This is a genomic window from Streptomyces sp. NPDC031426, assembly GCF_055581585.1.
Genome location: NZ_JBVIJE010000004.1, coordinates 141676 through 154441, shown reverse-complemented (window position 1 = coordinate 154441; position 12766 = coordinate 141676). Strand labels below are relative to the sequence as shown.

The following is a 12766-nucleotide window of genomic DNA, read 5'->3' as shown; positions in this document are numbered from 1 at the left end:
GCGTCAGCGCTGTGTCAGTGCCTCTTGTACGACTGCACGTACCCGTTCGCCGGCGAGCCGACGCCCGTCACGTCGTCGTAGCCCTTGACCGCCGACAGGGAGCTGTCCTTGCCGAGGCTGCGGGCCGAGTACAGCAGGCCGCCCGACGCGTCGAAGCCGTTGGCGAAGTCCACGCGGGCGACCGCCAGGCCGGAGCCGGTCGGGTTGTCCGTGACGTCGTGGAAGACACCCTTGTTGTACTTGGCGTAGATCGTCGGGTTGGCGAAGCCGATCGCCTTGCCGCCGCGGGCCTCCTGGGCCAGGGCCTGGACCGCCGCGATGACCGGAGCGGCGAGCGAGGTGCCGCCGATGCGGTACTCGCTGTACTGCTGCGATCCGTCCGGGAAGGTCTGGGTCTGGCCGACCAGGAAGCCGGTGTTCGGGTCGGCGATGGCCGCGATGTCCGGGACGACGCGGTTGCCGTCGGCGCTGTTGGCCTTGGCGAGCGAGTCCGGGACGACGCCCTTCTGGTAGTACGGCTCGGCGACCGTCTTGCTGGTGCCGCCGCCCGCGCCCGAGGTGAAGGCGCCGGGGAAGTTGGTCCAGCTCTTGCCGTCGGCCGACAGGGTCGCCTTCTCGGTGCCCCAGCCGGTCTCCCACTCGTACGTGTCACCCTTGCCCACGGCCAGGGACGTACCGCCGACCGCCGTCACCCAGGCGGAGTTGGCGGGGGTGTCGACCTGCTTCGTGCCGGTGTGGGCGACCTCGTCGCCGTTGTCACCGGAGGAGAAGTAGAAGCCGATGCCCTGCACCGCGCCCAGCTGGAAGACCTGGTCGTAGGCGGCCGCGAGGTCCGGGGTCTGGTTGGCCTCGATGTCGCCCCAGGAGTTGGAGACGATGTCGGCCAGGTGGTTGTCCACGACCTTGCTGAGCGAGTCCAGCAGGTCGTCGTCGTAGCAGGAGGCCGCACCGACGTACGTGACGTCGGCGTCCGGAGCCACCGCGTGCACGGCCTCGACGTCGAGGGTCTCCTCGCCGTACCAGCCGGCCGCGCCGCACTCCTTGGTCTTGGTGTAGTTCTTCGGCAGTGCCTGGTGCAGCTGGCTGGTCTTCCAGGCCGCGTCACCGTGCTTGACCGCGTACGTGCCCGCGTCGTAGGCGATCGTCGGGGACGCGTAGGCGTCCGTGATCGCGACGCGGACGCCCTTGCCGGTGTAGTCGCCCGCGCCGTAGGCGGCGCGCAGCTGCTTGCCGGTGTAGCCCTTGATCGCGTACGGGATCTTGCCGCCGTACGCGTCCGGGAGGGTCGTCGCGATGTTCGAGCCGAAGTACGAGGAGAACGGCCCGGAGTTCTTGAACACGGCGTCCGGCGGCGGGAGCTGGTCGTCGTGGTTGGCCTTGTGCGGGGCGTTGTCCAGGCCGGTGACGGTCAGGACGGTGCCCTTGAGGCCCTCCGGCACGGTTGCCGTCTGCGCCGGGGCGCGGTAAGTCGCCGAGCCCTTGGCGTAGTTGTGCAGCTGGGTGCCGAACGCCTTCTCGGCGGCGGCCACGTCACCGGAGACGGCGACGTAGTGCTGGGTGACCTCGGTGACCTTCAGGCCGGCCGACGTCAGCCAGGACTTGACGGCGGCCACCTGGGCCTTGGTGGCCCCGAAGGCGGCCTGCGCCTTCTTGGCGCTCAGGTACTTGCCGTAGAGCGGCGAGCTGGGGTCGGACACGGCCTTGGCGTAGCCGGCGAGGCCCGCCGCGTTCTTGCCGGCCAGGTAGACCCGGGCGTTCACCTGGGCGCTGTTCGAGGTCGCGCCCTTGTCCGCCTTGGCCGTGGCCCACAGCGGCTTGGTGCCCTTCAGTGCCTCACGAGCGGGGCTGTCCGCAGCGTGTGCCGCGGGTATGCCCAGCGCCAGCGCGCCGGCGACCATGGGCAGTGTCGCTGCCATGCTCATGGCGCGCAGCTTGGCGCGGTTGGATCTCATAGAACCCCCTGCGATGCGGTTCGCATGCATGTAGTGGTCGATACGTCATGCATCCGCGTGCCGGCCCGCGGCGGTTCGGCCGACCGTATGGATCACACGATGGGGGTCACTCTTTCGATGAACCGTTCATGCCAGGGGAACGGAATGGTCAAGAGAAGCTCAAGTAACCGTCAGGTAGGGCGATTTGCGGCTTTTATCCTTACGGGCGGATTACGAAACGGCTTGCCCGCTGTTCACGAGCGCGGTTCCGCTCCGTTCACGAACGCGGTTTGGCGCCCCGCTCCTTGAGCATCTGGGCCATCACCTGGAGCTCGGACTGCTGCGCGTCGACCATGCCCTGCGCGAGCCGCTTCTCCACGCCGACGGTGCACTTGGCGACACAGCCCTCGGCCATGTGGATCCCGCCCTTGTGGTGGTCCGTCATCAGCTGGAGGTAGAGGATCTCAGCCTGCTTGCCGTTCAGCGACTGGAGCTTCCTCAGCTCCGTGTTCGTCGCCATGCCCGGCATCAGCGAGCCGTCCCCGCGCTCGGGCATGTCGCCCATGCCCATCCAGGCCATGGGCGGTTTCGCCGACACCTTCGGCAGCTCCCACAGGTCCAGCCAGCCGAGCAGCATGCCGCGCTGGTTGGCCTGCGTCTGCGCGATGTCGTAGGCGAGCCGCCGCACTTCCGTGTTCTTCGTGCGGTCCCGGACGATGTACGACATCTCGACGGCCTGCTGGTGGTGGACCGCCATGTCCCGGGCGAAACCGGCGTCCGCCGATTCGGCGGTCGGCGTCCGCACGGCCGAACCGCCGCTCGTGTCCTCGGCGACCGCGTAGGTGATCGCGCCGGCCGCCACGAGCGCCGCCGCCGCGGCCCCGGCGATCCAGCCCACGTGCCGGCGCTTCACTACATCGCCCCGCTGGTGCAGGCGGCGCCCGGCTCGGGGGTCTGCTTGCCCTGGACGTAGGTGGCGAAGAACTTGTCCACCTCGGGGTCGCCGGCGCTCTTGACGGTCACCTGGTGGCCCCAGGCCGACAGGATCAGCGGCGCCGCCTGGTTCTCGTACGGGCTCATCAGCGAGTACGGCGTCTTCTTCACCTTCGCCGCCAGCGCGTCGACGTCGGCCTTGCTCGCCTTGCTGGTGTACGTCACCCACACCGCGCCGTGCTCCAGCGAGTGCACGGCGTTCTCGTCCTGCAGCGGCTTGGTGTAGACGGTGCCGTCACAGGTCGCCCAGACCGGGTTGTGGTTGCCGCCGACCGGGGGGTGCATCGGGTACGACACCTTGGTCTGCACGTGCGTCCGCGCCAGCTTGCCGGACCAGACCTTCACGCCGTCCTTGTCCGTGGTCCACTGCCCGGAGTCACCGGAACTCCCGGCGGCCTTGGAGTCGCTCGCCGTGTCCTTCTTCTTCCCGGACTGGGAGTTCACGAGGACGACACCGCCGACCACGAGGCCGGCGACGACCACCACGCTCGCGGCGATGGTCAGCACGCGGTTGCGGCGCTCGCGCGCACGCTCGGCACGGCGCATCTCCTCGATGCGCGCCTTGCGCGCCGCGCTGCTGTTCTTGGCGGAACCCATGAGGTGTCCTTTGGGGAAAAGGGCCGGCAACGGGAAGGGTGGGGCCCGCTGATCGTAGTGGGGAAGGGGGCGACTTCCGAAGGCAGGGCGCGGCAAAGAGGCGGCCGAGCAATAATTTGAACCGTGGATGCGCATTACCTAGGCTTGTGATATGCGGCTTCTGCGCTCCACCGACCTGGCCCTGCGCGTCCTGATGCGACTGGCCGTGGCTGCCGAGGCCACGCCCACCACCCGCCAGGTCGCGGCGGACATGGACGTGCCCTACACGCACGCCGCGAAGGTCGTCGCCGAACTCCAGCACCTGGGCCTCGTCGACGCCCGGCGCGGCCGGGGCGGTGGCCTCGCCCTCACCGCCAAGGGCCGTTCCGCCTCGGTCGGCGCGGTGGTGCGCACCTTCGAGGGGGAGGGCGACGTGGTCGACTGCGAGGGTACGGCGGGTACGGCCCCGTGCCCGCTGAACTCCGCCTGCCGCCTGCGCGGTGCGCTGCGCAGGGCCCAGGAGGCGTTCTACGCGGCGCTGGACCCGGTCACGATCGACGAACTCGTCACCGACCCGACGGGCCCGCTGCTGCTGGGCATCTCCCGGGGGCCGCGGGGCGGTTGACGCCGGTGGCCGAAAGTCGACGCGCTGGAAGGCCTGGGGATATCGCCGGTGAACTGGAAGTGCCGAAGCACGAGTTGACCCGCATCCCGCACGCGCGTACGGCGGATGTGGTCCGCCAAGTCCTCGCCGGCTCGGTCAACGCGATCGAGCAGGACGACGACGGAGTCCGGGTCGGCTATGAACGCGCGGAACCTGTCGTCTGCCTGCCTGGCCCACCTCGACCGCTGGTTCGAGGGCCGGTTCGTGATGGTGGGGCGACGCCGGTCACTGCGTCGCCCCACCTCGGGCATGGGCACCTCTCGGGCCCTGGTCTCGCGCCCGCGCCCCCGCCCCGGTGATCCGGAGGCCGTAGGGCCGCAGGCGTGCCGCTGGAACTGCCGCTGCTCAGCCCTGGGCCAGCCACAGGTCCGGGCCGAACACCTCGTAGTGGATGTCGGCCGGGGCCACGCCCTTCTCGATCAGCTGGGTGCGCACCGCGCGCATGAAGGGCAGCGGGCCGCACAGGTACGCGCGCGTGCCGGCCGGTACGGCGATGTCGGCGAGGTCGACCAGGCCGGCGCGGGTGCCCGGCTCGGCGTCCCGCTCGTAGAAGAAGTGCACGGACGCGTCCGCGAGCTTCCCGGCGTACGTCTCGTGGTCGGTGCGCAGGGCGTGGTCGGCGGGGGAGCGGTCGCCGTGGACGACGGTGACCGGGCCGCCGTGGCCGCCCGCCGCGAGGTCGGCCAGCATCGCGATCATGGGGGTCACGCCGATGCCGGCGGAGGCGAGCAGCACGGGGGTGTCGGCACCGGCGTCCAGGACGAGGTCGCCGTACGGCTCGGACAGGTCCAGGACGTCACCGGCGCGCACGCCCGCGTGGAGGTGGTTCGAGACCTCGCCGTCGGGGGCGTCGTCGCCGGTCACCCGCTTGACGCTGAACTGGCGGAGCGACTCGCCGGGCGCGCCGGAGAGGCTGTACTGCCGTATCTGCCGGGCGCCGTCGGGCAGCTCGACCTGGACGGAGACGTACTGGCCGGCGCGGAAGTCGCTCACCGGGCCGCCGTCGGCCGGGCGCAGCCGGAAGGTGACGACGTCCGCCGTCTCCTCGATGCGCTCCACGACCTCCCAGGGCCGGCGCTCGGTGCTGCCGCTCTCCTCGTACAGCCGCTTCTCGATGGCGATGAGCGCGTTGGCCATCAGCCAGTAGACCTCGGTCCAGGCGGCGGCGACCTCGGGCGTGACGGCCTCGCCGAGGACCTCGGCGAGGGCGGCGAAGAGGTGCTCGTGCACGATCGGGTAGTGCTCGGGGGCCACACCCAGGGAGGCGTGCTTGTGCGCGATGCGGCTGAGCATCGCGTCCGGCCGCTGGTCCGGGTTGTCGACCAGGTGCGTGGCGAAGGCGGCGATGGATCCGGCGAGGGCCTGCTTCTGGGCGCCGGAGGCCTGGTTGCCGCGGTTGAACAGGTCCCGCAGCAGTTCGGGGTGGGCGGCGAAGAGGCGGGCGTAAAAGCGCTCGGTGATCTCGCCGATGGCCGCGCCGACGGCGGGAAGCGTGGCGCGGACGGTGGCTGCGGACTGTTCGGTCAGCATCGGATCTCCTCGGATCTCGTCGGATCTCTTCACATCCCGGCTGATCGAAACGCTATGAAAAGTTGCATCTGAAATGCAAATTATCGAGACGTGCTTTCCCTCACGTCCGAAGCGGATCGGCCATTACGCATACCGGTCCGAGCAGGCAAGATGGGCGAGTGGCAGTACATCTGCCGTACGAGAGGCGTTCAGGCCGAAGACGTATCCGCGATCAAGGTCCGCAACGCGCATGAAATGGTGTTGTGGTGGGATGCTCAGGTGCCCGACCGCCTCCCGCAGGACGGGGGACAGGCGGCCTGACCAGCAAGGATGGGGTAGCGGAAGATGGACAAGCAGCAGGAGTTCGTGCTCCGTACGTTGGAGGAGCGCGACATCCGGTTCGTACGCCTGTGGTTCACGGACGTGCTGGGCTTCCTCAAGTCCGTCGCCGTGGCCCCCGCCGAGCTGGAGCAGGCCTTCGACGAGGGCATCGGCTTCGACGGCTCGGCCATCGAGGGCTTCGCCCGCGTCTACGAGTCCGACATGATCGCCAAGCCGGACCCCTCCACCTTCCAGGTCCTGCCGTGGCGCGCGGAGACCCCCGGCACCGCCCGGATGTTCTGCGACATCCTCATGCCGGACGGCTCCCCGTCCTTCGCGGACCCCCGCTATGTGCTCAAGCGCGCCCTGGCCCGCACCTCCGACCTGGGCTTCACCTTCTACACCCACCCCGAGATCGAGTTCTTCCTGCTGAAGGACCGCCCGCTGGACGGCTCCCGCCCCACCCCGGCCGACAACTCGGGCTACTTCGACCACACGCCCACCAACGTCGGCATGGACTTCCGCCGCCAGGCGATCACCATGCTGGAGTCGATGGGCATCTCGGTGGAGTTCTCCCACCACGAGGGCGCGCCGGGCCAGCAGGAGATCGATCTGCGCTACGCCGACGCGCTCTCCACGGCGGACAACATCATGACGTTCCGCCTGGTCATGAAGCAGGTGGCGCTGGAGCAGGGGGTGCAGGCGACGTTCATGCCGAAGCCCTTCTCAGAGCACCCGGGCTCCGGCATGCACACCCACCTGTCCCTCTTCGAGGGCGACCGCAACGCGTTCTACGAGTCCGGCGCCGAGTACCAGCTCTCCAAGGTCGGCCGCTCCTTCATCGCGGGCCTGCTCAAGCACGCGGCGGAGATCTCCGCGGTCACCAACCAGTGGGTGAACTCCTACAAGCGCATCTGGGGCGGCTCCGAGCGCACGGCCGGCGCCGGCGGCGAGGCCCCGTCGTACATCTGCTGGGGCCACAACAACCGCAGCGCCCTGGTCCGCGTCCCCATGTACAAGCCCGGCAAGACCGGCTCGGCCCGCGTCGAGGTCCGCTCCCTGGACTCGGGCGCCAACCCCTACCTGGCCTACGCCGTGCTCCTGGCCGCGGGCCTGAAGGGCATCGAGGAGGGCTACGAGCTCCCGCCGGGCGCCGAGGACGACGTCTGGGCCCTCTCCGACGCCGAGCGCCGCGCGATGGGCATCGAGCCCCTCCCGCAGAACCTCGGCGAGTCCCTGACCCTCATGGAACGCAGCGACCTGGTCGCCGAAACCCTCGGCGAACACGTCTTCGACTTCTTCCTGCGCAACAAGCGCTCGGAATGGGAGGAGTACCGCTCGGAGGTCACGGCCTTCGAGCTGCGGAAGAACCTGCCGGTGCTGTAGGGGCAGGTCAGGGCGGGTTTCCGCCGAGATGATCCCTTGGGGCCGACGGTCGCGGACCGTCGGCCCCGCTGTGTCTCACAGCCTCTGGGCCGTCTCTGGGCCGTCAGAGTAAATCTCCGACGCCCTGCAGCCATCCTGGGAGCTCCGGCCATGCGTTGCTTCAGGGCGTCCCAGAGATCCAGCTACCGCTGCTTCGCAGTGAGCTGTTCGAACTTTCGCTTCATCGATCGAGGCGGCTCGCTCCGCTCACCGCGCAGGCCCGTCCCCCGGCCGGGCCTGCGCTCCTGTCCCCGCCCCGCTCCAGCCCGGCCGGTGCCGCGCGCATAGCAGCGAGCCGAAGACCACGAGTCGAGTGCCGCACGAGACCGGCCACGGTCAGAACGATGCCTCCGGCGGGGGATCGGCCGGCACCGGGATGGAGGGAGCGCCGTTCCCGGCCGCGGGTCCGTAGTGGCGTGCGTGAGGGTGCTCCCATCCCGCACATCGTCGACCCAGGCAGAGCCGAGCAGACGCGGCCTCTGGCCTCACAGTCGTTCGTACAGTGGCGCGCTCCACGGGTAGACCGGGGAGTTCGATCACCGCAGGGCCATCGTGCCCAGCCGCAGGCCTAGACGACGCCTCGGATCGGCTTCAGCTGACGCGCGGCGGCGGAGCACAGCATCAGCGAAGAACCGATCGAGGGCGGATACTCCGATCATGTATTTGACCAGGTAAAACGCGGTAAACGTCGGATTTGTGGTCACTGTGTGCACTCACCCGAAGGGGCTACGTGAAGGGGCGGGGCACACCTGTGCGGGCCGCAATGAGGAAGGGGAGCCCTTACTCCAAACGCGCCCTCGAAGGAGACATCATGGTCCGCCATTCGATACGTACGCTCCTGGTCGGCGTATGCACGCTGACCGCCGCGTCCCAGGCGGCTACGGCTGTTGCTTTCGCCAGGCCAAGCGCCCAGCAGCGGGCCACACACACCGTGACCCAGGCTCTCCGCGCACAGACGCTCTCCGACCTCACCACCGCCATGAAGGGTGAAGCGTTCGCCTACGCCTCCTACAGCCTTTTCGGCGCTGAGGCCGACCGCCAGGGCCACCCGGCCGTCGGCCGGCTCTTTAGCAGCACCGCGCAGACGGAGCTGAACGAGCACCTGCACCAGGCCGCCACCCTGGCCGGCACGGTCGGCACGAACGCGTCCAACCTGCGCCAGGCCATCAACGGCGAGACGTACGAACACCAGGTGATGTACCGCGGCTTCGCCAGTCAGGCCCGCGCCGACGGGGACCTCGCGGCCGCCAAGCTGTTCACCGAGATCGCCGCCGACGAGGGCCGCCACCGCGACGCCTACCGCATCGCGCTGACAGCGGTGACCACCGGCCGCGGCACCGTCCCGGCGCCGCCGACGGCCAACACGGTGTCCGTGCCCGCCGGCCTTCCGCAGGTGAAAGCGGCCCGCACCCGGACCAACCTCGACACCGCCATGCACGGCGAGGCGCTCGCCCACGCCAAGTACATGCTCTACGCCGCCCAGGCGCGGCAGAGCCGCAACCCGGCACTGGCCCGGTTGTTCGAAGGCACCGCCGGGGTCGAGCTGCACGAGCACTTCGCCGGCGAAGCGGTCCTGGCCGGGCTGGTCCGCACGACGAAGACGAACCTGAGCAAGGCCATCACCGGGGAGCGCAACGAAGCAACCACGCTGTACCCCGGGTTCGCCAATCGAGCCGCGACCTTCGGTGACGCTGCCGTTGCCACCTACTTCCGCGACACAGCCGCCGACGAGGCCAAACACGCGACCGCCTTCCAGCAGGCACTCAACGAACTGCGCTGACCTGGGCCTCACCTGGTGGGCCGGGTGCGTCCGCACCCGGCCGCCGGCTCGGCCAAGTCGCACCGCGCAGCCCTAGTACAAGGTTCTGCGGTGTAGCAAACTTCGCGCCAGGAGCGGAACCGACAAAAGGAGAAGGGCTCCTTCGACGGCCAGGCTGACCAGCCCGAGCGGTTCCGTCCAGTTGCCGATGTCGTCGCTGTAGTGGGGCAGCCCCGGCCCCCTGGAGAGGATGTATCCCAGCAGGGGGCCCGCGGCGACCCCGGCCGCCAGCAGCCACCCCGATCGGACGATGCCGGCGAGAAGCAGCGCGGCAGCGACCACGGCCGCGATCTCCAGGACGTGGTAGGCGACACCGATGTAGTGGGGCTCCCTCGTCGTCGTGACGCCGCCTTGATCCTTGACATGGATGACGGCCACCGCGAGGCACAGTAGGGCCCCCGCCGACCTGGCCACCCACGTGGCCTCCCGCCCCCTCACAGCGCGGTGTGACATGCGACGGCACCTCTTACTTCCATCGGCAGTGCGTGTTTGAGGCGCCGTATCCAAGGTCGTACGGTCAGGCGTGAGGATCGGCAACGCGCCGCACTTGTGTCATGTCCAGCCTCGGCGGATTGCTGCTCGCTGTCACCCCCGACGATGCAGACGAGTGACGCAGAAGGGAGCGTTACGGACACCGGCCCAGCTCGCGCCTGGTATCTGACACGATGCCCGCGAGGCGGGCGACGGGAGTCTCACGGGCTCCCGTCACCAAGAACACCGTAAGAACAGCGGAAGAACTCCAGCTAACCACTCATTCGTTCATGCCTGTTCAGCCTTTTGCCCCCACAGATACATGTATGACACATACACCTGCAGGTGCCACCCCCGCGTCAACGACTAGTGGAGCAAGCACCCGTGAACCGCCGTTCCATACGACTCGCGGCCATCCTCGGCGCCGCGGTGACCCTCGCCGGAGGTTCCCTCGCCGCGGCGTCGGAGCTGCCCGACCACTCTTCAGCGGCGGCCAGGAAGGCCGCCGCCAAGCACGTCCTTCTGCTGTCCGTCGATGGATTGCACCAGTCCGACCTGACCTGGTACGTCGCACAGCACCCCGACTCGGCACTGGCCCACCTGGTGCACGGCGGCGTGCAGTACACCAACGCGCACACCACCACGCCCTCCGATTCCTTCCCCGGCATGACCGCCCAGGTCACCGGCGGCGGTCCGGGCACCACCGGGGTGTACTACGACGACACGTACAACCACGCCCTGCTCCCGGCCGGCACCACCGACTGCAAGAACGCCAAGCCCGGCACCGAGGTGGACCTCACCGAGGACCTCGACAAGAACAAGGCGTCCATCGACGCCGGCCAGGGCCTGACCGGACTGCCGGGCAGCATCCTGAAGATGACGGGCGACGCGGCGAGCCTCATCGACCCGAGCAAGCTGCCGGTCGACCCCACCACCTGCAAGCCGGTCTACCCGCACTCCTACCTGCAGGTGAACACCGTCTTCAACGTGGCCCGCAAGGCCGGTCTGCGCACCGCCTGGTCGGACAAGCACATCGCCTACGACATCCTCAACGGCCCCTCCGGCGACGGCATCCAGGACCAGTTCTCCCCGGAGATCAACAGCGACGCGGTCGGTTACCCGGCCGGCAACGACTGGACCACCGACAACAAGGCCACCGAGCAGTACGACAACTACAAGGCCAAGGCCGTCCTCAACGAGATCGACGGCTACGACCACTCCGGCGCCCACAAGGTCGGCACCCCGGCGGTCTTCGGCATGAACTTCCAGTCGGTCTCCACCGCCCAGAAGCTCCCCTCCTCCGACGGCCTGAAGGGCGGCTACGCCACCAAGGGCGTCCCCGGCCCGCTTCTGCAGCGCAACCTCGACTTCGTCGACACCGAGGTCGGCGCGATGATCAAGGAGATCAAGGCCAAGGGCCTGGCCTCCAGCACCGACGTCATCCTGTCCGCCAAGCACGGCCAGTCGCCGACCGACCCCAAGGCCCTGACCCGTATCGACGACGGCCCGCTGCTCGACGGGCTCAACGCCGCCTGGAAGGCCGCCCACCCGGGCGCCGGCGACCTCGTCGCGCACTCCGTCGACGACGACGGCATGCTGCTGTGGCTCAACGACCGGTCCGAAGCGGCCACGTCGTTCGCCAAGCAGTACCTGCTCGTGCAGAGCGGCCAGGGCAACGACATCAACGGCAGGGCCAAGGCGTTCACCAGCGGCGGCCTCAGCAAGGTCTATGCGGGCAGGGAAACCGCCGCGTACTTCGGCGTCAAGCCCGGTGACGCTCGGGTGCCGGACCTGTTCGGCATCGCCAAGTACGGCGTGGTCTACACCGGCGGCCAGAAGAAGATCGCTGAGCACGGCGGCGCCCACGCCGACGACCTGAACGTCCCGCTCGTCATCTCCGGTGCCGGCACCAGGGCCGGCATGACCAGGGCCGGCCAGGTCGAGACCGCCCAGATCGCGCCGACCATCCTCACCCTGCTCGGCCTTGACCCGCAGAGCCTGCAGGCCGTGCAGAAGGAGCACACCAAGTCGCTGCCAGTCCGCTGACCGCCTGCCGACGACCCCGAGTGGGCGGGCTCGGATCGAACTCCTAAAGCGGTGCTCAAGCGCGAGCGCCCTTCCGGGCCGTCCTAGGGCCGTGGAAGGGCGCTCAATGGTGACCAACGTCGACAGGTGCCGACAACTCAACAGCAGGTCAGGGCACTGATCGGTTAGGCGCCCGCAGGTCACGGCCGCCTGTGATCAGTTGTGGCTGTGCAGCGGCACAGCGTGTGCATCATGAAGCATGGGGATTGATCTGGAGCTGCACTCAGCACGGCCGGCCCGCAACAACTGGCGGAAGTCCCGCGCAACGCTCCTGCGGAGCTCCTACGGACACGGCGACGCGCTGGCCGATGCACTCGGCTCGCTCCAACTCCTTGGGGTATCCGGGAGGCTCACTGCCATCGATCCGTACGGGGATACGTTGATGAACGAGCAGGAGGCCGCAGTCGCCCTCCGGGACATCCACGATCTAAGGCAGCGGTGCGGTGATGAGCGTCAGCTCGCCGCACTGGACGACCTCGCCACGATGCTGCAACAGTGCGCGGTCACCCGAGGCAGCTATCTGTGGTTCGCAGGCGACTGAAACTGGCGCCACGCCTTCCGTGTGAGTGTCTAACTGAGTGACAACGCCTGCGTACACCGGCGGACAACCACGCACATCCGTGGACCATCGGGCCGCGAGGTGAGGGCTGGGCCGTCTGTGGGCCGTCGAAGGGTGGCCCACGGCGACCATCAACAACCAATGACCACCCCGCGAGCACAGGTCAGGGCTGCGCCCACGTCGATGGCATGAGGTCGGTTCGGGTCGACGTCACTTCCAGGAGTGGGAGGAGTACCGCTCCGAGGTCACCGCCTTCGAGCTGCGGAAGAACCTGCCGGTGCTGTAGCGGCAGGTCAGAGGGAAGCACGCCGACACCCGGGCCGTGGGAGGGCCGGAGATCGTCGATTCGCCGCTCCGAGCGCCCTAGCATGCTCACTGCTCAGGGATTTCCGCGGACAGGACGGAGTCGGCGA

General features: G+C 68.9%; 10 protein-coding genes and 1 pseudogene. 6 read left to right on the top strand and 5 right to left on the bottom strand.

The window, feature by feature from the left end:
• Positions 1–14 precede the first annotated feature (14 nt).
• The 3 genes from ACZ5NH_RS08865 to ACZ5NH_RS08855 all read right to left on the bottom strand — a co-directional run bounded on the left by ACZ5NH_RS08865 (position 15) and on the right by ACZ5NH_RS08855 (position 3521).
• Positions 15–1952 carry a S53 family peptidase gene (locus ACZ5NH_RS08865; protein WP_468773698.1) on the bottom strand — a complete coding sequence of 646 codons (1938 nt, stop codon included), beginning with the start codon at positions 1950–1952 and terminating at the stop codon, positions 15–17.
• 256 nt (positions 1953–2208) lie between these two features.
• A complete protein-coding gene (locus ACZ5NH_RS08860; RefSeq protein ID WP_451553352.1) occupies positions 2209–2844 on the bottom strand; it encodes a DUF305 domain-containing protein in 636 nt (211 codons plus the stop codon).
• Entirely contained in the window at positions 2844–3521 is a 678-nt protein-coding gene (locus ACZ5NH_RS08855) for a DUF3105 domain-containing protein (protein ID WP_450980835.1), read from the bottom strand. Before ACZ5NH_RS08855 ends, ACZ5NH_RS08860 begins: the two co-directional genes overlap by 1 nt.
• A gap of 151 nt (positions 3522–3672) precedes the next feature.
• Here ACZ5NH_RS08855 and ACZ5NH_RS08850 point away from each other — a divergent pair, with 151 nt between their 5' ends.
• On the top strand, positions 3673–4125 hold the full coding sequence (locus ACZ5NH_RS08850; protein WP_388621706.1) for an RrF2 family transcriptional regulator: 453 nt from the start codon (positions 3673–3675) through the stop codon (positions 4123–4125).
• 384 nt (positions 4126–4509) lie between these two features.
• On the opposite strand, the gene ACZ5NH_RS08845 is transcribed toward ACZ5NH_RS08850, so the two are convergent.
• The gene (locus ACZ5NH_RS08845) at positions 4510–5694 is read right to left on the bottom strand and encodes a globin domain-containing protein (protein ID WP_468773696.1); all 1185 of its coding nucleotides are present in this window, start codon (positions 5692–5694) and stop codon (positions 4510–4512) included.
• 324 nt (positions 5695–6018) lie between these two features.
• On the opposite strand from ACZ5NH_RS08845, the gene glnA reads away from it, so the two are divergent.
• Both glnA and ACZ5NH_RS08835 read left to right on the top strand, forming a co-directional pair.
• Positions 6019–7380 carry a type I glutamate--ammonia ligase gene (gene glnA, locus ACZ5NH_RS08840; RefSeq protein ID WP_451553356.1) on the top strand — a complete coding sequence of 454 codons (1362 nt, stop codon included), beginning with the start codon at positions 6019–6021 and terminating at the stop codon, positions 7378–7380.
• 850 nt (positions 7381–8230) lie between these two features.
• Positions 8231–9199, top strand: coding sequence for a ferritin family protein (locus ACZ5NH_RS08835; protein ID WP_468773693.1), 969 nt, complete (start codon positions 8231–8233; stop codon positions 9197–9199).
• Positions 9200–9271: 72 nt separating this feature from the next.
• On the opposite strand, the gene ACZ5NH_RS08830 is transcribed toward ACZ5NH_RS08835, so the two are convergent.
• Positions 9272–9616 carry a hypothetical protein gene (locus tag ACZ5NH_RS08830; protein ID WP_468773692.1) on the bottom strand — a complete coding sequence of 115 codons (345 nt, stop codon included), beginning with the start codon at positions 9614–9616 and terminating at the stop codon, positions 9272–9274.
• A 477-nt stretch (positions 9617–10093) separates the two neighbouring features.
• On the opposite strand from ACZ5NH_RS08830, the gene ACZ5NH_RS08825 reads away from it, so the two are divergent.
• The 3 genes and pseudogenes from ACZ5NH_RS08825 to ACZ5NH_RS08815 form a co-directional block, all read left to right on the top strand.
• Complete coding sequence (locus ACZ5NH_RS08825) at positions 10094–11755, top strand: alkaline phosphatase family protein (protein ID WP_468773691.1); 1662 nt, start codon at positions 10094–10096, stop codon at positions 11753–11755.
• Positions 11756–12176: 421 nt separating this feature from the next.
• Positions 12177–12335 carry a hypothetical protein gene (locus tag ACZ5NH_RS08820; protein ID WP_451553360.1) on the top strand — a complete coding sequence of 53 codons (159 nt, stop codon included), beginning with the start codon at positions 12177–12179 and terminating at the stop codon, positions 12333–12335.
• Positions 12336–12558: 223 nt separating this feature from the next.
• A pseudogene (locus ACZ5NH_RS08815) lies at positions 12559–12639 on the top strand (glutamine synthetase); the annotation flags it as partial.
• Between the last annotated feature and the right edge of the window lie 127 nt (positions 12640–12766).